This window comes from Microbacterium sp. LRZ72 (genome assembly GCF_033792225.1).
GTDB lineage: Bacteria > Actinomycetota > Actinomycetes > Actinomycetales > Microbacteriaceae > Microbacterium.
The window spans coordinates 82,181-103,815 of record NZ_JANGEX010000004.1; the positions used below are offsets into that span (position 1 = coordinate 82,181).

20 protein-coding genes are annotated in these 21,635 nt (G+C 71.8%); 13 read left to right on the top strand and 7 right to left on the bottom strand.

Annotation, left to right across the window (positions count from 1 at the left end; genetic code table 11):
- Positions 1-51: 51 nt before the first annotated feature.
- The 6 genes from hemQ to cofD all read left to right on the top strand — a co-directional run bounded on the left by hemQ (position 52) and on the right by cofD (position 6,031).
- On the top strand, positions 52-771 hold the full coding sequence (gene hemQ, locus M4I32_RS06340) for a hydrogen peroxide-dependent heme synthase (protein ID WP_319033633.1): 720 nt from the start codon (positions 52-54) through the stop codon (positions 769-771).
- Positions 768-1,802, top strand: coding sequence for a hydroxymethylbilane synthase (hemC, locus tag M4I32_RS06345; protein ID WP_319033634.1), 1,035 nt, complete (start codon positions 768-770; stop codon positions 1,800-1,802). The genes hemQ and hemC overlap by 4 nt, the downstream gene beginning before the upstream one ends.
- Positions 1,799-2,605, top strand: a complete 807-nt coding sequence (locus tag M4I32_RS06350) for a uroporphyrinogen-III synthase (protein WP_319033635.1) — start codon at positions 1,799-1,801, stop codon at positions 2,603-2,605. Before hemC ends, M4I32_RS06350 begins: the two co-directional genes overlap by 4 nt.
- A complete protein-coding gene (gene hemB / locus M4I32_RS06355; protein ID WP_319033636.1) occupies positions 2,602-3,585 on the top strand; it encodes a porphobilinogen synthase in 984 nt (327 codons plus the stop codon). The genes M4I32_RS06350 and hemB overlap by 4 nt, the downstream gene beginning before the upstream one ends.
- Before the next feature lie 119 nt (positions 3,586-3,704).
- Positions 3,705-5,036 carry a glutamate-1-semialdehyde 2,1-aminomutase gene (gene hemL, locus M4I32_RS06360; RefSeq protein WP_319033637.1) on the top strand — a complete coding sequence of 444 codons (1,332 nt, stop codon included), beginning with the start codon at positions 3,705-3,707 and terminating at the stop codon, positions 5,034-5,036.
- Complete coding sequence (gene cofD, locus M4I32_RS06365) at positions 5,033-6,031, top strand: 2-phospho-L-lactate transferase (RefSeq protein WP_319033638.1); 999 nt, start codon at positions 5,033-5,035, stop codon at positions 6,029-6,031. The genes hemL and cofD overlap by 4 nt, the downstream gene beginning before the upstream one ends.
- A 65-nt stretch (positions 6,032-6,096) precedes the next feature.
- Here cofD and cofC read toward each other — a convergent pair whose 3' ends face one another.
- The 5 genes from cofC to cofE form a co-directional block, all read right to left on the bottom strand.
- Positions 6,097-6,732 (bottom strand): 2-phospho-L-lactate guanylyltransferase, encoded by a 636-nt coding sequence (gene cofC / locus M4I32_RS06370; protein WP_319033639.1) that lies wholly within the window; start codon positions 6,730-6,732, stop codon positions 6,097-6,099.
- Complete coding sequence (gene fgd, locus M4I32_RS06375; protein ID WP_319033640.1) at positions 6,729-7,742, bottom strand: glucose-6-phosphate dehydrogenase (coenzyme-F420); 1,014 nt, start codon at positions 7,740-7,742, stop codon at positions 6,729-6,731. The genes cofC and fgd overlap by 4 nt, the downstream gene beginning before the upstream one ends.
- Positions 7,739-9,241: an NAD(P)/FAD-dependent oxidoreductase gene (locus M4I32_RS06380; protein WP_319033641.1), complete on the bottom strand. Its 1,503-nt coding sequence runs from the start codon at positions 9,239-9,241 to the stop codon at positions 7,739-7,741. The genes fgd and M4I32_RS06380 overlap by 4 nt, the downstream gene beginning before the upstream one ends.
- Entirely contained in the window at positions 9,238-11,535 is a 2,298-nt protein-coding gene (gene cofG / locus M4I32_RS06385; RefSeq protein WP_319033642.1) for a 7,8-didemethyl-8-hydroxy-5-deazariboflavin synthase CofG, read from the bottom strand. Before cofG ends, M4I32_RS06380 begins: the two co-directional genes overlap by 4 nt.
- 73 nt (positions 11,536-11,608) lie before the next feature.
- Positions 11,609-12,391 (bottom strand): coenzyme F420-0:L-glutamate ligase, encoded by a 783-nt coding sequence (gene cofE / locus M4I32_RS06390; RefSeq protein WP_319033643.1) that lies wholly within the window; start codon positions 12,389-12,391, stop codon positions 11,609-11,611.
- Between the two features lie 114 nt (positions 12,392-12,505).
- Between cofE and M4I32_RS06395 the strand changes: the two genes are divergently transcribed.
- Positions 12,506-12,901, top strand: coding sequence for a hypothetical protein (locus M4I32_RS06395; RefSeq protein ID WP_319033644.1), 396 nt, complete (start codon positions 12,506-12,508; stop codon positions 12,899-12,901).
- A 12-nt stretch (positions 12,902-12,913) separates the two neighbouring features.
- On the opposite strand, the gene M4I32_RS06400 is transcribed toward M4I32_RS06395, so the two are convergent.
- Both M4I32_RS06400 and M4I32_RS06405 read right to left on the bottom strand, forming a co-directional pair.
- Positions 12,914-13,732, bottom strand: coding sequence for an ABC transporter permease (locus M4I32_RS06400; RefSeq protein WP_319033645.1), 819 nt, complete (start codon positions 13,730-13,732; stop codon positions 12,914-12,916).
- On the bottom strand, positions 13,729-15,162 hold the full coding sequence (locus M4I32_RS06405) for an ATP-binding cassette domain-containing protein (RefSeq protein WP_319033646.1): 1,434 nt from the start codon (positions 15,160-15,162) through the stop codon (positions 13,729-13,731). The genes M4I32_RS06400 and M4I32_RS06405 overlap by 4 nt, the downstream gene beginning before the upstream one ends.
- A gap of 119 nt (positions 15,163-15,281) precedes the next feature.
- Here M4I32_RS06405 and M4I32_RS06410 point away from each other — a divergent pair, with 119 nt between their 5' ends.
- The 6 genes from M4I32_RS06410 to M4I32_RS06435 all read left to right on the top strand — a co-directional run bounded on the left by M4I32_RS06410 (position 15,282) and on the right by M4I32_RS06435 (position 21,634).
- Positions 15,282-16,346, top strand: a complete 1,065-nt coding sequence (locus M4I32_RS06410; RefSeq protein ID WP_319033647.1) for an enoyl-CoA hydratase/isomerase family protein — start codon at positions 15,282-15,284, stop codon at positions 16,344-16,346.
- Positions 16,347-16,420: 74 nt separating this feature from the next.
- Complete coding sequence (locus M4I32_RS06415; RefSeq protein WP_319033648.1) at positions 16,421-17,290, top strand: LssY C-terminal domain-containing protein; 870 nt, start codon at positions 16,421-16,423, stop codon at positions 17,288-17,290.
- On the top strand, positions 17,287-17,793 hold the full coding sequence (locus M4I32_RS06420; RefSeq protein ID WP_319033649.1) for a hypothetical protein: 507 nt from the start codon (positions 17,287-17,289) through the stop codon (positions 17,791-17,793). Before M4I32_RS06415 ends, M4I32_RS06420 begins: the two co-directional genes overlap by 4 nt.
- Before the next feature lie 58 nt (positions 17,794-17,851).
- Positions 17,852-18,781, top strand: coding sequence for a J domain-containing protein (locus M4I32_RS06425; protein ID WP_319033650.1), 930 nt, complete (start codon positions 17,852-17,854; stop codon positions 18,779-18,781).
- Between the two features lie 172 nt (positions 18,782-18,953).
- Positions 18,954-20,318: a hypothetical protein gene (locus tag M4I32_RS06430; protein ID WP_319033651.1), complete on the top strand. Its 1,365-nt coding sequence runs from the start codon at positions 18,954-18,956 to the stop codon at positions 20,316-20,318.
- Positions 20,319-20,416: 98 nt separating this feature from the next.
- Positions 20,417-21,634, top strand: coding sequence for an ATP-binding protein (locus M4I32_RS06435; protein ID WP_319033652.1), 1,218 nt, complete (start codon positions 20,417-20,419; stop codon positions 21,632-21,634).
- Position 21,635 lies beyond the last annotated feature (1 nt).

The following is a 21,635-nucleotide window of genomic DNA, read 5'->3' on the forward strand; positions in this document are numbered from 1 at the left end:
GGGGCTTTCGCGGCGTTTGGAGATCGGCCTGCGTCGGACGAGACTGGACCCATGACCGAGAGTCACGCGAGCGTTCCGAATCCAGATTCTCCGCAGGCGGCGCCGGATGCGGCATCCCCGTCGGGATTCACGCTGTGGGCGGTCTGGCGGCGCAACCCCGCCGCGGAGGTCGCCGAGACGGACGCCACCGAGCTGGAGGACATCGTCGGCCTGGTCGAGGACGGCGGCGTCTCGGTGCGCGGCTTCTACGACGTCAGCGGTCTGCGTGCCGATGCCGACCTCATGGTGTGGCTGCACGGCGACACCGCCGAGGGGCTGCAGCGCGATCTGCGGCGACTGCGCCGCACGGAGTTGCTGCGACCGCTGCTGCCGACCTGGAACGCGATGGGCGTGCACCGCGACGCCGAGTTCAACCGGCAGCACGTACCGGGATTTCTGCGCGGCCTGCCCCCGCGGGACTGGCTGTGCCTCTACCCCTTCGTGCGCTCGTACGAGTGGTACCTGCTTCCCGAGGAGGACCGGCGACGGATGCTGGCCGATCACGGGCGGCGCGGCGCCGCGTTCACCGGCGTGCTGGCGAACACGGTCGCCTCCTTCGCGCTCGGGGACTACGAGTGGCTTCTTCCCCTCGAGGCGGATGACGTCGTCGAACTCGTCGACCTGATGCGCGACCTGCGCGCCACGGAAGCGCGCCGGCACGTGCGCGAAGAGGTGCCCTTCTTCACGGGACGCCGGCTTCGTCTGGATGAGGTGCCCGAGGTGCTCCAGTGACCCTGCGTCTCGGCACACGACGCAGCGCGCTCGCGACGGCGCAGTCGGCGCAGGTCGCGAAGGCGATCACGGACGCGACGGGCACGCCCGTGGAGCTGGTGCCGATCGTCTCGGAGGGCGATGTCTCGCGGGCATCACTGTCGCAGATCGGCGGAACCGGGGTGTTCGCCACCCGCCTGCGTGAAGCGCTCGCGGCGGGCGAATGCGACCTGCTCGTGCACTCGCTCAAGGACCTGCCGACGCAGCCGGCACCCGGCCTTTCGATCGCCGCGGTCCCGCCGCGGGCAGACGCGCGGGACATCGTGGCCACGCGGGGTCCCGCCTTGATCGAACTGGGCGAGGCCGCCGAGGTCGGCACCGGCTCACCCCGCCGCATCGCCCAGCTGCGTCGTCGGGCTCCGCGTGCGACGCCTCGCGACATCCGGGGCAACGTCGAGTCGCGACTGGGTCGCGTGCGAGACGGCGAGCTCGCGGCCGTCGTCCTCGCCGCCGCGGGCCTGGCGCGGGCAGGGATCATCGAGCTTCCGGCCCCGGGAGAGACGCTCGCTGCGGGCAGCGAAGACTGGGCAGGGTTGCGCTTCGAGGCCCTGGGCCTGGCCGAGTGGCCGACCGCGGCCGGTCAGGGCGCCTTGGCCGTGGAGATCCGCGAGGACGCGTCGGAGGACGTGCGCGCGGCCGTGTCGGTGCTCGAGCACGAGGCGACCCGCATCGCCGTGACCATCGAACGCAGCCTGCTCGCGGGACTGGAGGCGGGCTGTCACTCGCCGGTCGGCGTGCATGCCGTGGTGGACGGCGATGAGGTGCGCGTGCGCGCGGTGGTCTACGGCGTCGGCCACGCCGACCGCGTCGGCCTCGATCTGACCGAGTCGCTGACACAGGGGTATATTCAGGGATCGGGCGACGGCGAAGGCGCGAACGTCGCCGACAGTGCGGACCCGACCGCGCGTGCAGCGCTCATCGGGTCGGCGATCGCTCGTCGGCTGCTCGAAGAAGGGGCGGCTGACCTCGTATCACGAGAGTCTGCTTCATGAATTCGACACCCACTGGACCCAACGCGATCCCCAAGCCGTTGAGCGGCTGGCGGGTTCTCGTCCCCCGCGGGGGGCCGTGGGGCGATGGCGTCGCCGCCACGCTGCGGGCCCAGGGGGCGGTGCCGGTCGTCGCGCCCCTCATCAACTTCGCACCGACGAGCGATCAGGCGGCGCTGGACGCGGCCCTCGCCGACCTCGAGGACGCCCGGTTCGACTGGCTCACCGTCACCAGCGCGACCACCGTCGACGTGCTCTACGCGCACCGTGTCTCGATCCCGGCGACGACCAGGGTGGCGGCGGTGGGAGAGACGACCGCCGCCGCGCTCCAAGCCGTCGGCTACCGCGTCGACCTCGTGCCGGCACAGGACAATTCGGCCGCCGGAATGGCGGAACAGCTCATCGCGCTCGAACCCGAGCCGCGTCGCGTGCTGACCCTGCGCAGTGAGATCGCCAAGCCCGTGCTCACCCGCAAGCTCACCGAGGCCGGACATGACGTGCGCAGCGTCGTCGCGTACCGCACCATCGGGGTGCCGGTCACCGAGCGCATCGCGCGGGACGTGGGGAACGGCCGGATCAACGCGATCCTCGTGACGAGCGGCTCGGTCGCCGAACAGGTGCGCGAGCAGTTCCCCGAGATCCCCGACGCGACGGTGATCGCCGCGATCGGGCCACGGACGGCCAAGGACGCCCGGCGCGCGGGCCTGCCGGTGAACGTCATCGCCGAGCAGCAGACGGTCGGCGCGCTCATCGATGCGGTCTCTCGGCTCGCCCTGCCGCACGCCGCCGACGAGTTCCAGCTGTGAGCTTTCCGGAGCGGCGCCTGCGACGCACCCGGCACTCCCCGGCGATGCGCCGGCTCGTGCGCGAGAGTCACCTCGTTCCCTCGCAGCTGGTGCTGCCGATGTTCGTGCGCGAGGGGTTGAGCGAGCCTGCCCCGATCGGGTCGATGCCGGGAGTCGTGCAGCACACGCTCGATTCGCTGCGCACAGCGGCGGTCGAGGCCGCCGAGGCCCGCATCGGGGGGCTGATGCTGTTCGGCGTGCCCGCGACCCGCGACGCCTGCGGGTCGGGCGCCGACGCGGAGGACGGCATCCTGAACGTGGCCACACGCGCGGTCGCAGCCGAAGTGGGCGATGAGCTGGTCGTGCAGACCGACCTGTGCCTCGATGAATTCACCGACCACGGGCACTGCGGCGTGCTCGATGCCCGGGGCCGGGTCGACAACGATCAGACCCTGCGACGGTATGAGGCGATGGCGCTCGCGCAGGCGCGAGCGGGGTCGCAGCTGCTGGGTCTGTCGGGGATGATGGACGGCCAGACCGCGGCTGTGCGCGCCGCCCTGGATGCGGAGGGTTTCACCGACACCGGCATCCTCGCCTATGCGGCGAAGTACGCGGGTGCCTTCTACGGCCCGTTCCGGGAGGCCGTGGATTCGCAGCTGACGGGCGACCGCCGCACGTACCAGCTCGACCCGGCGAACGGGCGCGAGGGCGTGCGCGAGGCCGTCACCGACGTGGCCGAGGGGGCGGATGTCGTGATGGTCAAGCCGGCGCTGCCGTACCTCGACGTGCTCGCCGAGGTGCGCCGGGCCGTCGACGTGCCGGTCTGGGCGTACCAGGTCTCGGGCGAGTACGCCATGATCCACGCGGCCGGCGCCAACGGCTGGATCGACGGGCGGGCGGCGATGTTCGAGGCGCTGCTCGGCATCCGGCGTGCCGGCGCCGATGCGATCCTCACCTATGCCGCCGTGGATGCGGCGGGGTGGCTGCGCGAGCAGCTCTGAGCCGTCCGGGCGTTTCGTCTCGCTGCGCTCGCTCAACGACCGGCGACTGCGCGGGCGTTGAGCGAGGAGCGAAGCGACGAGTCGAAACGCCTTCCGGCGGGACGCGCGAGAATGGAAGCATGACCCACCGCAACGACGACCTGTTCGCACGTGCCCGCACGCTCATCCCGGGGGGTGTCAACTCGCCGGTGCGGGCATTCGGATCGGTGGGCGGCTCTCCCCGCTTCGTCGCGTCGGCACAGGGAGCCCGGGTGACCGACATCGACGGCGAGGAGTTCGTCGACCTGGTCGCGTCGTGGGGCCCGGCCCTCCTGGGGCACGCACACCCGGCCGTCGTCGAGGCCGTGCGCGAGGCCGCCGCGCGGGGCCTGTCGTTCGGGGCCCCGACCGAGGGCGAGGTCGAACTGGCCGAGCTGATCGCCGAGCGGGTGTCCGTCGGCGACGACCGCCCGATCGAGAAGGTGCGGCTGGTCTCCACCGGCACCGAGGCGACCATGACCGCGATCCGGCTGGCACGCGGCTACACCGGTCGTGATCTGCTGGTCAAGTTCGCCGGGCACTACCACGGCCACTCCGATGGGCTGCTCGCCTCGGCCGGCTCCGGCCTCGCGACGCTCGGTCTGCCGGGTTCGGCGGGTGTTCCCGCGCCCGTCGCCGCGCAGACCCTCGTCGTGCCCTACAACGACCTCGATGCGCTCCGCGAGGTCTTCGCCGTGCACGGCGACCGGATCGCCGCCGTCATCGTCGAGGCCGCGGCGGCGAACATGGGCGTCGTGGCGCCCCTGCCCGGCTACAACGCGGCCCTCGCCGAGGTCGCGCACGAGCACGGCGCCCTCGTCATCCTCGACGAGGTGCTCACCGGCTTCCGCGTGCACCCGGCCGGGTACTGGGGGCTGCAGGCATCCGCCGGCGAGCGGTACGCACCCGACCTGTTCACCTTCGGCAAGGTCGTGGGCGGGGGCATGCCGCTGGCCGCGCTCGGCGGTCGTGCAGACGTGATGGACCGGCTCGCCCCGCTCGGTCCCGTGTATCAGGCGGGCACCCTGTCGGGAAACCCGCTGGCGGTGGCGGCGGGGCTGGCGACGCTGCGCCACGCCGACGCCGACGTCTACGCGCGGGTGGATGCCGCGGCATCCACGATCGCCGATGCGCTCGGCGGTGCGCTCGCCGCCGCCGGCGTCGCGCACGTGGTCCCCCGCGCCGGCAACCTGTTCGGGGTCGCGTTCACCGACCGGATGCCGCATGACAACGAGGGCGTGCAGGCCCAGGAGGCCTGGCGCTACCCCGCCTTCTTCCACGCCATGCTCGACGCGGGAGTCTCGCTGCCGCCGAGCGTCTTCGAGGCGTGGTTCCTGACCGCCGCGCACGACGACGCCGCTCTCGAGGTGATCGTCGCCGCGCTGCCGGCCGCGGCCCGTGCGGCGGCCGCCGCGGCGCCTTCCGCACCGTGAGCGCGTCTCGACGCGTCGTCCTGCTCGCCGGAGGTGTGGGCGGGTCGACGTTCGCCCGGGGCTTGCGGGAGCACCTGCGGCGCACCGACCCGCACGCGCGCATCACGATCGTCGCCAACACGGGCGACGACATGTGGCTGACGGGTGTGCGTCTGCAGCCCGACGTGGATTCGCTGCTCTACGCACTGGCGGGTGTGAACGACACCGAGCGCGGCTGGGGACGCGCGGGCGAGAGCGAGCGTGTCTCGGCGGAGCTGCGTGCGTGGGGCGCGGGCTGGCCGTGGTTCACCCTGGGCGACCTCGACCTGGGCACCCATCTCGCGCGCACCGGGTGGCTGCGCGAGGGGGCCGGTGTGGCCGAGGTCGTGCGTCGGCTCTGCGGCCGATGGCCGATCGGCGCCGAGATCCTGCCGATGACCGAGGCGGAGGTCGACACGATCGTGACCGTCCGCGACGGTGCGGACGAGCGGCCGATGCATTTTCAGGAGTGGTGGACCAGATATCGCGCCTCGCTCGAGCCGGTGCGCTTCGACAATCCGGGCGTCGCCGAGGCTGAGCCTGCGCCCGGCGTGGCGCGGGCGATCGCCGACGCCGACGTCGTGGTCGTGGCGCCGTCGAATCCGGTGGTCTCGGTCGGGCCGATCGTGGCCGTGCCCGGCATCCGGGTCGCCCTGCGTGAGACGGACGCCCCCGTGGTGGGTGTCTCGCCGATCATCGGCGGACGCGCCGTGCGCGGGATGGCGGAGGTCTGTCTCGCGGCGATCGGCGCGGAATGCTCGGCATCCGGCGTCGCCCAGCTCTACGGTGCGCGCGACGACGGCGGGCTTCTGGACGCCTGGCTGGTCGCGGAGGAGGATGCCGGGGCCGCCCCGGCTGTCGATGCCCTCGGCATCCGCGCGGGTGTCGCTCCCCTGTGGATGCGGGACCTCGAGACCTCGGCGGCGCTTGCGGCGGCGGCGCTCGAGCTCGCTCGAAGGGGTTCTGCCGGTCGTTGAGCGACGAGCGCCGCGAGGAGTCGAAGCGTCACTCGCGTGTCGTTGCTTCGACTCGCTGCGCTCGCTCAACGACCGTGTGGCGCGGTGGCCTCGAGCAGGCCCGCCGTGCGTGGACCCAGGCCCAGGCCGCGGGCCTGATCGAGATGGGCCGCGGTATCGACGTCGCGCCGCAGCGACGAGGTCGCGGGGATGTCGAGGGCGCGGCATCCCGCAGCGACGTGGCGATGCAGCGAGTCGGGGCCGAAGGCCGTGATCAGCTCGACGCCCGCCGCCGCCGTGACGAGCGTCGAGCCGACGCCCTCGGCATCCGGCGCGACCGCACGGGGGAGCGACTCGGCCTGCGCCAGCGCCTCGTCGAGGTCGTGCGCAGTCAGCGCGGGCAGGTCGCCGAGCAGCGCGGCGCGCGGCCGGTCCGTGCCGGCGTGCCGCGCACCCCGAGCGATCGCCGCGTTCAGCCCGTCGCCCCCGTTCTCGGGGAGGACGCGAACGCGGGGGACCGAGGCGAGCGCGGCCGCGACATCGGCATCGTCGGTCACGACGACCACCCGAGCCACGTCGGCGGCCGCGACGATCGTGTCGAGAGCGATCGCGCGCGCCAGCCGCTCGCGGTCGACCCCGCCGACGCGAAGCCGGGACTTGCCGCGGACCGCGGGCTTGACCGGAACGATGACGACCCAGTCGAGGCGATGCGCCAGGTTCATCCCTCCGCTCGCGCCCGCAGTCGCGGCAGGATCTCGGTGCCGTACCGGCGCAGGAACTGCTCCTGGTCGTGGCCGGGGTCGTGGAAGACGAGGTGCCGGAAGCCGAGATCGAGATAGCGTTCGATCTCGGCGACGTGCTCGTCGGGATCGTCCGACACGATGAAGCGCGAGGCGGCGCGCTCGATCGGCAGCTCGGCGGCCAGCCGCTGCATCTCGAGCGGGTCGTCGACGCCCATCTTCTCCTCGGGCGAGAGGGCGAGCGGCGCCCAGAAGCGCGTGTTCTCGAGCGCCTCGGCGCGGACGGGGTGGAAGGAGACCTTCACCTCGATCAGACGGTCGACGTCGTCGCGGGTGCGTCCGGCTTTGCCGAGCCCGTCGTCGAGCGCGGGCAGCAGCGTCTCGGTGTACAGCTCGGGCTTCTTGCCGCTCGTCGTGATGTAGCCGTCCGCGATGCGGCCCGCCAGCCGCGTCGCGGCGGGCCCCGAGGCGCCGATGTAGATCGGCACCGGATGATCGGGCCGGTCGTAGATCGTGGCGTTCGACGTCGAGTAGTAGGTGCCGTCGAAGGTGACGCGGTCCTCGGTCCACAGCGTGCGGATGAGCCCGATCGCCTCCTTCATCCGCTGGAAGCGCTCGGGCGGGTCGGGCCAGTCGAGCCCGAGCGTGACCTCGTTGAGGGCCTCACCGGTGCCCACCCCGAGGATGACGCGGTCCGGGTACAGCGCGCCGAGCGTCGCGAACGCCTGCGCGACCACACCCGGGTGATAGCGGAAGGTCGGGGTCAGCACCGATGTGCCGATCAGGATGCGGGAGGTGCGTGAACCGAGCGCCCCGAGCCAGGGGATCGCGGCGGGGGCGTGCCCGCCGTCGTGCATCCAGGGCTGCAGGTGATCCGAGACGAAGACCGAGTCGAAGCCCACCTCCTCGGCCAGCACGGAGTACTCGAGCAGGTCGCGCGGGGAGAACTGTTCGGCGGAGGCCTTGTAGCCGAATCGGATGGGAACGCTCATGTTGCTCCTTCCAGAAGTCCCGCGGGGGCGGGGTCGAAGCCATCGGATTCGAAGTCATCCGGGCCGATGCGCGCGAGCCGATCGCGGAATGCCGCGACGGTGCCCGGCCAGAGCAGCGTCAGGCGGCCGCTGCGCTCGTCGACGTACCAGTTGCGGCATCCGGAGGCGAGCCAGGGCGTGCCGGCGCTGCGGGCGACGATCTCGCGCGTGTAGGCCCGCTCGGCTTCGGCTCGCACCCGCCGGGGCGAGCTGCGGCGTTCGTCGAGGCAGCGCACGACGAACGCCGCCTGCTCCTCGGCCATGAGCACCGCGGAATTGTGCCCGAGCGACGCGTTCGGCCCGTTCAGCACGTAGAGGTCGGGGAACCCGCTCACCACCGTCGAGCCGAGCGAGGTCATGCCGTCCGCCCAGTGCTCGGCCAGCGTCAGGCCCCGTTCGCCCTCGACGAGGTCGGCGTAGGGCTGGCGCGTCGTCTCGAACCCCGTCGCGAGCACGAGCGCGTCGGCCTCGTACGCCGCGCCGCTCGCCGCGATCAGCGTGTGGCCCTCGACGCCGACGAGAGCGGACGGCTCGAGCGCGACGGCGCCGGATGAGAGCGCGGGATAGAAATCGTCCGAAAGCAGCACCCGCTTGCATCCGAACGGATACCGCGGAGTGAGCGCATCGCGCAGGGCGCCATCCGGTACCTGGTGCTGCAGGTGCGCCAGTGCCGCGCCACGTGCCGATGCCGAGGCCTCGGCATCGCCCGAGCGCGAGGCGAAGCGCGCTTCGCCCTCGTCGAAGAGGTGCTCGCGCACGCGGGCCAGCGCCTGCGGATCCTCGGCCAGCCGGCGTTGCTCGTCCGCCCCGACGGCGGCGCCGCCCCGCGGCATGATCCAGGCGGGCGTGCGCTGGAAGAGCGTCACGCTCGCGCCGCGGCGCACGAGCTCGGGCACGAGCTGCACGGCGCTCGCGCCGGTGCCGACGACGGCGATGCGCCTGCCCGCGAGTGGCATCGTGTGGTCCCACCGTGCGGTATGCACGACGGGACCGGGGAACGCCGCGATCCCCGGCACGCCGGGCAGGCGCGGCTGTGTGAGGCGCCCGCACGCCAGCACGAGGGACTGCGCCCGCAAGGTGCCCGCATCCGCCCCTCCGGTCTCGATGCGCCACGCGCCGCCGGTCCAGCGGGCGCGCCGCAGCGGGGTGTTCAACCGGATGCGGGGCGAGAGCCCTCGCGCCCGGACGACGTCGCCCAGGTACTCCTGGATCTCGGTTCCCGGCGCGTACGTGTGCGACCAGCTCGCGCGGGGATGGTCGGAGAAGTGGTACAAGTGGGCGGGCACATCACAGGCGATGCCGGGGTAGGTGTTCTCGCGCCACGTGCCGCCCACATCGTCGGCGCGTTCGAGCACCGCGAACGACTCGTGCTGGGCGTTCTGGAGGGCCAGCGCCATGCCGAGTCCGGCGAAGCCCGCGCCCACCACCGCCACATCGACATCGACATCGACGTCGGTCATCGTGCACCGGCCGGTGCGTCGCGGTAATCGGTGGCGCGGCGGCGCAGGGGGCGGGAGAGAGCACCGGCCAGCCGTTCCGCTCGGTCGAGTGTCAGCTCGTGTCCGTGCTCCACACCCGCCCGCGGCAGCACTCGCCCATCGAGCAGGGTGCCACCCAGGTCGTCGGCCCCGGCGCGCAGAAGCGCCCGCACCGTCGGGTGGTCCAGGCGGGTCCACGGCACCTGGATGTGCGCGATCGAGCCCGAGAGCATCAGGCGCGAGACGGCGAACATGGCGCGGTGCTCGTCGGCGGCCGAGCGCCCGGGCACGAGGGCGGCGCCGTGGCCGGGCAACGGGATCGGCACGAACTCGGTGAAGCCCCCGGTCTCGGACTGGATCGCGATCAGTCGTCGCAGATGCGCGATCCGCTCCTCGGCGGTCTCGGCATGCCCGTAGAAGAGCACCGAGGTCGAGCGGAATCCGGCGCGGTGCGCCGCCGTGACCACCTCGAGCCAGCGGTCGACCGGGATGTCGTCCGGCGCGACCAGGCGGCGGATGCGGTCGTCGAGGACCTTCACGCCGGTACCGGGCACGGTGTCCACGCCGGCGTGCGCCATGGCATCGAGTGCACCCTCGAGCCCGAGCCCCGTGCGGCGGGCCAGGTCGTCGATGTCGGCCGGCCGGAAGGCGTGCAGGTGGATGCCGGGTGCCGCTGTGCGGATCGTCCGAGCGATCTCGAAATACGCCTCGGGTGCCTCGGTGGCGGCCGTGTTGCCCTGCACGCAGAGCTCGGTCGCACCCAGCTCGACGGCGTCTCGGGCGATGTCGGCGAGCGCCGCGGCGTCATAGGTATCGGCTTCCGCCGTGCGGGACGCGCGGTACAGGCTCGAGGAGACGTTGCGGTTGACCACGATGCTCACGGCCTCGCCGACGGTGAACCGGCGCAGCTGATCGGCGGTCTCGGTGAGCGCGTCGAGCGCGGTGTCCCGCGCGGTCAGCAGCTGCACCCACTCGACGTCCTCGAGTGAGGAGGGGTCGGTGGCGGCGCGATCGAGCAGCCTCCCCGACGGCTCGCGCTCGGCGGATGCCCCGGTGGCCGCACCTGTGCCCGCGGGGGCCTGTGCGACGCGAGCCTGTTCGCGACTCGCGAGTCCGGTGGCCGGGTCGGCCAGCGCGAGCGTCGCGGGCAGGCACTCCCCGTCGATCCACCGCTGCGCGTCCCGGACGTACTCGGGATGGGCTGTCAGGCGCTCGCGCAGGTCGAAGCCGAGCTCGGCGGTGCGAGCGCCGAGGTCGTCGAGCTGCGGCCAGGGGCGCTCCGGGTTGACATGGTCGGCGGTGAGGGGCGACACGCCGCCCCAGTCGTCGGCGCCCGCCCGCACGAGCAGACCGAGTTCGCCCGGATCGGAGAGGTTCGGGGGAACCTGGATGCGCATGTCGGGCCCGAGCACGAGGCGCGCCACCGCGATCGTCGTCGCGTAGTCGAGCAGCTCGGCGTCGGGGGCGCCGCGCATCGCCGTCCGCGGCTTGGCGCGGAAATTCTGCACGATCACCTCTTGGATGTGGCCGTGCCTGGCGTGGGCGTCCCGGATCGCGAAGAGCGATTCGGCGCGGTCCCGAAGGGTCTCGCCGATGCCGACCAGGATGCCGGTCGTGAACGGCACCCGTGCCACTCCGGCATCCTCGATCACCTGCAGGCGCACCGCCGGGTCCTTGTCGGGCGAGCCGTGATGCACCTGGCCGGGCTCCTCGTAGAGCCGCCGCGAGGTCGTCTCGAGCATCATCCCCATCGACGGGGCGGCGGGCCGCAGCGTGCGGATCTCGTCGAGGGTCATCACGCCGGGGTTCAGGTGGGGCAGCAGGCCCGTCTCGTCGCGAACGAGACGGGCCATCGCACCGACGTAGTCGAGCGTGGAGGCGTAGCCGTGTTCGTCGAGCCAGGACCGCGCCTGGGGCCAGCGGTCTTCGGGGCGGTCGCCGAGGGTGAACAGCGCTTCTCTGCACCCGAGGGCGGCGCCCCGGCGCGCGACGGTGAGCACCTGCTCGGCAGTCATGAACAGCGGCTTGTGCGCGCGCTGCAGCTGCGCGGGGGTGTCGACGAAGACGCAGTAGTGACAGCGGTCCCGACAGAGCGTCGTGAGGGGGAGGAAGACCTTGCGCGAGTAGGTCATGACACCGGGACGGTCGGCCCGCGCCAGTCCCTCATCACGCATCTCGCCCGCGCGCGAGAACAGCGTCTCGAGTTCGGTGCCGCGGGCCGCGAGGAGGCTCTCGGCCTCGGCGTGGGTCAGGTGGGCGGTCGCCACGGATTCCATCGTTCCATTCTCGCCCGAGGGGAGCCCGAGCGAACCGGGTGGACACGGTCGGTGCGCAGGTGACACAGAAACGTCATGCCGGGGAAACACCGAGGGACTCGCCGGCATGGGCGGCGGCGAGACCCTCGGCGTAGGCCTCGGCGGCCCCCTGACGGAACATGTCCTTCTCGGGGGGACGCACGATCGAGCGCGCCCCCGGCAGATCGAGGTCGCCGACCAGGTCCGGCCGCCCGCGCACGACGGCGACGGGACGGCCCGAGGCCTTGCCCTTGACCAGGTCACCGGCGGCGGCGAGTTCATCGGCGACGCAGGGCAGCGTCGCCACGAGCGGGCGCCCGTGCGCGTCGACCCCGCCGCGCAGATCTTCGAAGACGCGCACGCCGGCCGCGCCGATCGCGCTGTCGGTCTGGCCCTCGCGCCAGGCGCGTCCGAGCGTGTCGGAGATGAGCACGCCGATCCGCGCACCGAGTCGCGCCCGCAGCCCCGCCGCGAGCGCGCGCGCCGAGGCATCCGGGTCGCGGGGGAGCAGCAGCACGGTCCCCGCCGGTGTGTTGCTGGCGTCGACGCCGGCGGCGGCCTGCACGATGCCCAGGTGGTTCTCCACGATGCGGGTCGTGTGGGCGCCGTCGGTGCGCGAGGCGACGAGACGCACCGTCTCGGCGGTGATGGCGGCCTCGCGGTCGTCCGCGGCGACGACGCGTCCCTCGGCCTTCGAGACGATCTTCGAGGTCACCACCAGGATGTCGCCATCGCGCAGACGGTGCGCATCAGCGGCCGTCACCCGCACGACCTCGGCGACCAGATCGTGACCGGGCTCGATCTCGCGGATGCCGTCGAGGGCCCAGATCTGCAGCATCCCCCGACTCTACGCTCAGGGCGGGACGGCGCTCGGCGCGAGGTCGGAGGATCGTTGCGCGTCTGTGAGCGAAAGCGGCCACGACGCCGAGGGCGAGTACGGCAGACTGGGAGCATGGTGACCCTGCTGCTCGATTCGGACCGGCTCGAGGTTGCGCTCTCGCCCGTCGAACGGCTGCTCACCCGTCGCCGCGGAAACGTTCACGTGGCGCGCGAGCACATCGCCAAGGCCATGCTCACCGACGACATCTGGATCTGGCTGCGCGGTGTTCCGAGCCCGGGCACCACGGTGCCCGGCGTCATCGCGATGGGCACGTGGTCCACGGGCGCCGGCGACGACTTCGCGGTCGTCCGCAAGCGCCGACCGAGCGTGATCATCGAACTCGACGGTCACGACGAGTTCCACCGGCTGCTCGTGACCACCCGTCACGGTCGCCAGCTGCTGCACGCGCTCCGGCTCGAGGGTGCGGCACAGCCCGAGGACGTCGCTGACGTCCCTCCGCCCGCGTGACCTGCGCGTCGCTCAGGTGACGTCGCGAGTCCAGGTCGTGATGTAGCCGATCAGGAGCAGCACCAGCGCGTACGCGACGAGGACCAGCCCTCCGCCCCACCAGACGAGCGGTTCCGTGCCGCCGGCGCCCATCACGTCATAGATGCTCGTGCCGACGAGGGCATCGCTGGCCGCACCGGGCAGAAAGCGCGCCGCTTCGGCGAGCCCGTCGACGAAGCTCGCTGCCAGCCGCAGCAGCGGCTCGAGGAACTGCGTGAACGCGAGCACCACGACGACGGCGACGACCTGATTGCGCACGAGCGTGCCCACGCCGATGCCGACGAGCGCCCAGAGGGTCAGTGCCAGCACCGTGCGTCCGATCAGCGCCCAGGTGTCGCCGGTGCCGAGTGTGGTGTCGAGGCCGAAGGCGGCGAGCACCCCCGCGGCCGGCCCGACCGCCGAGACCACGGCGACCACGCCGAACAGGGCGCCGGCGAGCAGGCCCATCAGCACCTTGCCCCACACGACGGTGCCGCGACGGGGCACGGTCAGGAAGGTCGGAGTGAGTGTCTGATGCCGGAACTCCGTCGTCACCATGAGCGTGCCGATCAGCAGCGGGAACACATATCCGAACGACCCGGCCAGGCTGTACAGCACGGGTGCGAGGCCCTCGCTCGGCACCTGCGCGTCGGTCGCTCCGGGCAGCGAGCCGGATGCGGAGGCGCCGAAGATGGCGGCCATTCCTCCGGCGGTGCTCCCGACGTAGACGACGAGCACCAGCGCCAGGATCCACCATCCTGCCGTGGAGAACAGCTTGGTGCCTTCGGAGCGGGTCGCGGCGAGGAGGCTCATCGGTTCTGCCCTTCGTCGTCGTCGGCATCATCGGTGTCGGATGCGGGCGGCACGATCTCGATGACGCCCGTGGAGGCGACGGAGAAACCTCCGTGCTCTTCCGATTCCGATTCCGATTCCGGCTCCGGCTGCGGCTGCGGCTGCGCGGATGCCGTCTCCGGTCCGGCCTCGTCCGGCTCTCGTTCGTCGGGCTCGCGTTCGTCGGGCTCGCGTTCGTCGGGCTCCGTCGCGTCGGCTGCGGCGGCGCCCTGCTCGGCCGGCTCGTCGGGCATCGCGAGGATCTCGATGTCGGGATCCTCGCTCGGCAGCATGTCGTCGAGGTCCTCGTCGTCCGAGGTCTGCACCGGGGGCGCGGCGGATTCGGTGGCCCCGTCGGCCACAGGCTCGGCCACGGCATCCGACGCTCTCTCGTCGGCGTCGGTGTCGGCGTCGGCGTCGGCGTCGGCGTCGGTGTCGGGCGGTGTGTCGTGCTCGGGCTCGGTCACCGCGGCGACCGGGGCGCCGTCGGCAGGGGATACGGATGCCGAGGCATGCGTGCGCACGCCATTGACCAGGTCGAGGAAGACCTCTTCGAGCGACGGTCCCCGCCGGTGCAGGCTCGACAGCGGCACCCCGGCCTCGAGAGCCACGCGACCCACCTCGGCAGGGTCGCCGCCGCGGATGGTCAGTCCCGAGCGCAGCACTTCGGTGTCCCACCCCGCCGCGGTGAGGGCCGCCGCGAGGGCGGCGCGGTCGGGGGCGTCGACGACGACCGACTGGTCGGCCGGGTCGGCGAGCTCATCGACCCCGCCGTCGAACACGAGGCGGCCGTGCGAGATGATCAGCAGCCGTTCCGCCGTCTGCTGCACCTCTGAGAGCAGATGAGAAGAGACGAAGACGGTGCGCCCCTGCCGCGCGAGCGTGCGCAGCAGCCCGCGCATCCAGATGATCCCCTCGGGGTCGAGGCCGTTGGCCGGCTCGTCGAGCACGAGCACCCCGGGGTCGCCGAGCAGGGCGAAAGCCAGACCGAGTCGCTGGCGCATGCCCAGCGAGAACCCGCCGACCTTGCGCCCGGCGACGTCGCTGAGGCCGACGGCATCCAGCGTCTCGTCGATGCGCGTGCGCGGCAGCCGCGCTGCGTCGGCATAGATCTTGAGGTGGGACGCGGCGGTGCGGCCCGGGTGGAAGCTGGCGGCCTCGAGCGCCGCACCCACGCTGCGCAGGGGCGATTCGAGGTCGGCGTAGTGCTTTCCTCCGATGCGCGCCGCTCCCGACGATGCACGAACCAGACCGAGCAGGATCCGCATCGTGGTCGTCTTGCCGGCGCCGTTCGGGCCCAGGAAGCCCGTCACGACACCCGGCTCGACCCGCGCGGAGAAATCGGTCACGGCCGATACGGCGCCGAAACTCTTGGTGACGCCGGAGAACTCCAGCACCTCTCCTGAGGGCATGCCCAACCTCTCGTTCGCGGACCTTGCCCTCTCATCCTGCCGGAAAACGGCCGCTGATCGCGCATTCCGCGTTCGCGGCGTTCGTCCAGGCCGCCGCCTGAGGGCGGTAGCGTGCGAGGGTGTCGAACCACGTCGACGGCCATGAAGGCGTCCGCATCCGCAGCGCACGCGGCCTCGGCCGGCTCACGCTCGACCGGCCGCGCGCCATCAACGCGCTCGACCGCGCCATGGTGGGCGCCCTCACCGATGCGCTCGATCGATGGCGCGACGACCCCGACGTCGAGCGCGTGCTGATCGACGGCGCGGGCGAACGCGGGCTGTGCGCGGGGGGCGACGTGCGCGGCGTGGTGCAGCTGATCGCCGCGGGCAGGCTCGAGCAGGTCGCCGACTTCTTCCGCGCCGAGTATGCGCTCAACGCCCTCATCGCCGGCTATCCGAAGCCGATCGTCGCGTTCGCGGACGGCGTCACGATGGGGGGCGGCATCGGTCTGGCCGGACACGCATCGGTGCGCGTCGTCACCGAGCGCTCGCGGCTCGCGATGCCCGAGACGCGCATCGGCATGTCCCCGGACGTCGGCGGCACCCGTCTGCTCGCCCGCGCGCCCGGCCGACTGGGCGAGTACCTCGCGCTGACCGGCGCGACGATGGATGCCGCCGACGCCATCCACGCCGGGTTCGCCGACCACCTCGTGCCCTCCGAGCGTCTGCCCGACGTGCTCGACGCGCTCGAGACGCGTGCCGATCCGGCGGGCGCCGCCGAGCTGATGATGCTGTTCGACGAGACCCCGGATGAGGCGGCGCTCGCCCGGGCGCGGCCGTGGATCGACGACTGCTTCTCCGCACCGACCCTCGCGCAGATCATCGAGCGTCTGCGGGCGCGGCCCGAACCGCAAGCCGGCGCCGCTGCCGATGAGCTGGCGCTCATGTCGCCGACGGCGCTCGCCGTCGCGCTCGACGCGGTGCGCTCGGCCCGACGGCTGCCCCACCTGCGAGCCGTGCTCGAGCAGGAGTACGCGATCATGATGTGGTTCGCCGCGACGCAGCCGGATCTGCCCGAGGGGGTGCGCGCGCTGCTGGTCGACAAGGACCGCTCGCCCCGGTGGAACCCGCCCCGCATCGGTGATGTCGCCTCCGACGCCGGCGCGCAGGCGATGGCGTTCGTACCGGCCCTCCCGCTGTGGTGAGAGTCTCGTCGTGGTGATGGACCCGCCGTCCCGGCGACCGGGCTCCGCGCGCGGATCGCTCTAGAGTGAGCCTCATGGAGGGGTCCGATGCGCCGCGTCCGCCGCGGCGGGGGTATTCGCTGGGGCTCGCGCTCGACTGGTTCTTCTTCGTCTTCGCGGGGGCCGCCGCGATCTGGCTGGCCTACCTCAGCCTGACCGAGTCGTTTCAGGTCGGGTGGTGGGGCATCCTCGTCGGGATCGTGTTCTGGGTGATCCTGGCCTACCTCGTGCTGCCGCGGCTGCACCGCATCCTCACGACGATCTACGTGCCCGACTACTTCATCGGCCGGGCGCGGACGAGCGACGGCCTGCTCGGCGACCCCGTGAACCTCGCCTTCCTGGGCGAGGGGGAGCAGATCGACGAGGCGATGCGGCGGGCCGGCTGGACCCGCGCGCACGAGGTCACGTTCGCCTCGTCGTGGCGCATCGTGACATCGACGCTGCGGCGGCGCAGCTATCAGGAGGCCCCGGTGAGTCCGCTGTTCCTCTTCTCCCGCCAGCAGGACGTCGCGTACCAGCAAGAGGTCGACGGCAACCCGGCCAAGCGCCATCATGTGCGCTTCTGGCGCTGCCCGGAAGGATGGATGCTGCCCGGCGGCATCCGCGTGGACTGGCTCGCGGCCGGCACGTTCGACACCGCCGTGGGGCTGTCGCTGTTCACCCTGCAGGTGACGCACCGCATCGACGCCGACACCGACATCGAGCGCGACCACATCGTCGCGACCCTCACGCGTGCCGATCCCGAGATCGCCGTGCGGATCATCGAGGACTTCTCGACCGGGTACCACGCCCGCAATGGCGGCGGCGACAGCATCCGCACCGACGGCGATCTGCCGATCGTCGACGTGCGCACCGTGCATGTGCCCGCCGCGGCGGTCCCGCCGGGTGTGGAGGTGCCGGCGTGACGGATCCCGGAAAGCGCCCGGCGTTCGAGTCGCCGATCGGCCTGGTCTCACCCGTCGGTCACGACCCGCAGATGGCGCGGCCCGCCGCGACCAAGGCGGGCGCGGCGCTCGTCGCGCTGCGGGCACTCGCAGGCATCGCCTGGCTCATCGCCCTGGCGGCGAGCTGGCCCGAGATCGTCGGGGAGCTCGACGAGGACGGGATCGAGCTCGACGCGGAGTCGACCCAGATCGCCCTCATCCTGATCATCATCGGGTACGGCCTGGTCATCGTCGTGGATGCCGCATTCGCCGTGCTGATCTATCTGGGCTTCAACTGGCCGCGAGTGATCGTCATGCTGGTCTCGACGTTCTCGATCACGATCGGCTTCACGCAGTGGTGGCTCGGCGGCCAGGAGATCCATCTGACCACGACGCTGCTCACCCTCGGGCTCGACATCCTGCTCCTGCTGGCGCTGTCGAGCCGCAGCGCTGCTGCCTATGCCCGCCGCAACCAGCGCCGATAGTCCGCAGCCGGGATAGCCTGGACTGCGCCCGCGTCGCGCAACGAAGAAGGGGAGGCGGATGTTCGACAGTCCGCTTTCGGCTTCGGCGTACGAGGTGCTCGGCGTCGCCCCCGATGCCGACGAGGAGTCGCTGCGCCGGGCCTATCGCTCCAAGCTGCGCTCGAGCCACCCCGACACCGGGGGCAGCGCGGCCGCTTTCGTGCGCGTCCAGCGCGCCTGGGATCTCGTCGGCACCCCGCAGGCACGCGCCGACTACGACCGGGGCCACGGTTTCGCGGCTTCCGCTCCCGCCGCACCCGGCGCCGCGTCGTGGCGCCCGGCATCCGCCCCCGACACGAGGCCGAAGGCGCGCGTGCACGGCCACCCGGGCGGTTGGCGCCGTGAGCGCTACCTGACGCTGATGCGGGAGTGGGTCGGCCGCGGCGCCGACCTGGACGACCCCTACGACCCCGCGCTCGTGCGGCGCGCCCCGCACGAGATCCGCCGCCTGCTCGCCGATGCGCTCGCCGAGGAGGACACGGCGATGACCGTCGCCGAGCTCGGGATGGGGTTCACGATCTGGCACGACGTGGCCGCGGGCAAGCCGGGCGAGACGGCGGACGCGAAGCTCGACCACATCGTGCTGGGGCCGAGCGGGCTCTACGCGGTGCTGTCGGAGGACTTCGGCGGCCCCGTCGGCGTGCGTCGCGGCGAGATCGTCGGCGACGGGGTGGACGGCACGCCGATCGCGTCGCTCGTGCGCCGGATGCGCACGGTCGGACGCCTGGCCGGCGTGCGGTTCGGTGGAGCCATCGTGGTGCTGCCCGACGAGGACCTCGAGCAGACGATCGTCGAGGTCGGCAAGGTGAAGGGTCATCCCGTGGTGATCTGCACTCGCTCCGCGCTCTCGTCGGTGCTGCGCCGGGGCATCGGGGGAGCACGCGACGTCGGCGGCAACGAGCTCTTCGACGTGCGCAGCCGGCTGCAGCAGGTCGTGCGCTTCGTCTGAGGCCGGCACCCGGCCCCGGCATCGCGTGGTCCTCTCCCGCCCTTCCCGCCGGTCGCCACAGGATGCTGTCTGCGCGGGGGTGAGGGGACATTTCCTGGTGACCCGCGGGGTGCGTGCGGCAGCGGGGAGGTGCGAGTGGCGGTGCGGGGCGCGCTCGGCCATCATTGGCCGCATGAGCGCATCCCCCCAGCCGCCCGCCCCCGACGACACAGAGGTCCTGCGCGAACGCATCGCCGCACTCGAAGCCGAGAACGCCCGCCTCGCCGAACGTGCGGCCTCGTCGCCGGGTGATGACGGCTCCGGCCCGCCACGCCGGTCGCGGCGCGACGGATGGCGCGCCTTCGTCTCGGCGGTGTGCCTCATCCTGGCGGCCGTCATGGTCCCCGTGTCGATCGCGGGCTCGTGGGTGCGGGCGGAGCTCGTCGATACCGATCGCTTCGTCGCGACGTTCGCACCGCTCGTCGATGACCCGGCCGTGCAGTCCCTCGTGATCGACGAGGCCACCGGCGCTATCCGCGAGCAGCTCGACATCGACGCCGTGACGAACGACCTCTTCGACGGCCTCGAGACCTTGGATCTGCCACCGCGGGCACTGACCGCGCTCGACCTGCTGCGCGAACCCGCCGTGCAGGGCGTCGAGAGCATCATCACCGAGGCCGTCACGCGGGTGGTGGTGTCGGACGTCTTCTCAGACGCGTGGGCGGCAGCGTTGCAGGCCAGCCACCGCGGACTCGTCGCCGCGGCCACGGGCGGCGATGAGGGTGCCGTCGTGATCGGCGACGACGGCACGATCGGCCTGCAGCTCGCGCCGATCATCGCCGAGGTGAAGGACGGCCTGCAGCAGCGCGGCGTGGGCTTCGCCGCGATGATCCCCGAGGTCGACACGACGATCGAGCTCGCGCAGAGCGACACCCTGGTGACCGTGCGGACCGTCTATGGCCTCGCTGTGACCGTCGGCTGGTGGCTGCCGTTCCTCGCGCTCGCCCTGCTCGGTGCGGGTGTGCTCGTCGCCCGGCGTCGCACATCGGCGCTCATCGGCGCCGGAGCCGCCGTGTTCTTCGGCGGGGCGACCCTCGCCCTCGGACTCGCCGTGGGCGGTACGGTCATCGGCCTCGCCGCCGCCGAGGCCGGAGTGCCCGGGCCCGCGCTGGCGGCGATCTACGAGCAGGTGATCGCCTCGATGCGGCAGACCGCCGTCGTGATCACGGTCATCGGTCTGGTGGTCGCGGTGCTCGCCTGGACCCAGGGACGCTCGCGGGGTGCCGTCGCGGTGCGAAGGACGGGGCGTGCGCTCACCGATCCGGTGCGCGGGGCGCTCGTCTCACGCGGGGTCGACACGGGCTCCTTCGGTCGCTGGGTCGATAGTCAGCGGGTCGTCGTGCGGGCCGGAATCGCGGCTCTCGCCGTGCTCTGGCTGTGGCTCTGGAGGCCGCTCGAGGTCAGCGACGTGATCGTCGTGCTCGTCGTGGCGCTCGCGGCGTGGTGGGTGAGTGAGGTGGTGCGACCGGCGTCGGCCGTGGCTGTCGAGAGAGCGTGACGCAGTGGGAGGGGTTGCTCGTGAGAACGCAGTGTTAGGGATTTATAGCAGTTTTATTCATTTTCAATAAAACACCCTAAAACCAATAACATCGTAGTGTGCAAGCGCTCACCAACCCATACACGCCCAATGCTGGTGCTGAACCGCAGGCGGTGGTCGGTCGTGACGACCAACTCGGCTCATTCGACCTTCTCCTCGCGCGTATCGAGCGGGGCCGCACAGAGCAATCGATGATCATCACCGGGCTGCGTGGCGTCGGCAAGACCGTGCTGCTCGGGCAGTTCCGCGCGAAGGCCCTCAAGCGGGACTGGGTTGTGGTCGAGCTTGAGGTGAGCAAGAACGACGAGACGCACTTCCGCAGCGCTCTTGCAGCGAAACTGCGAACGGCGCTGTTCGAGCTTTCCCCGAAGGCACGGTGGACGGATGCCTTCAAGCATGCCGCGGCGGTCCTGCGATCCTTCACCGTCAGCTTCGACGCATCCGGAACGTGGTCAGCGGGACTGGACGTTGACGCAGCGGAGGGTTTCGCTGACCACGCGAACCTCGCTCTCGATGTGACGGATGTGTTCGTCGCGCTTGGCGAGGCCGCTCAGGAGAAGGAGCGGGGGGTGGTGCTGCTCCTGGATGAGGTCCAGTTCCTCAGCAAGCAGCAGCTCGAGGCCACAATCGAGGCGCTGCACAAGATGGTGCAGCGGAAGCTCCCGGTGACCCTTGTCGGTGCTGGGTTGCCGCAGATCGCGGAGCTTGCCGGTGACGCGAAGTCGTACGCGGAGCGACTGTTCAAGTTGCCGTCAATCGGCAACCTGTTAGAGGAGGACGCCAAGGCAGCGTTGACCAAACCGGCTGCGGACGAGGGCGTCGCATACGACGCTGATGCGCTTACCGCGGCTTTGGATGTGACCGGGGGATACCCCTACTTCCTCCAAGAGCTGGGCTATGTCGTCTGGACGGTGGCGGATGGCCCCGTCATCTCCCGCGCCGACATCGTGACCGCCGGCCCGGGGTACGAAGCCAAGCTCGACGAGTCGTTCTTTCGCGTCCGACTCGACCGTGCAACCGAGATGCAACGCGCCTACCTTCGCGCGATGGCAGGACTCGGCTCCGAACCGCAGAAGGCCTCGGACGTGGCAGACGTCATGGGGCGCACTTCTCAGAACCTCGGCCCCACGCGGGCGGAGCTTATCAACATGGGGCTGCTCTATACCCCTGAGCATGGCTACGCCGCGTTCACGGTCCCCCACTTCGACAAGTTTCTCATCCGCGCGATTCCAACCCTCGAGGTACCGGCGTTGAAGCCACGGAAGCCAAAGGACTGAT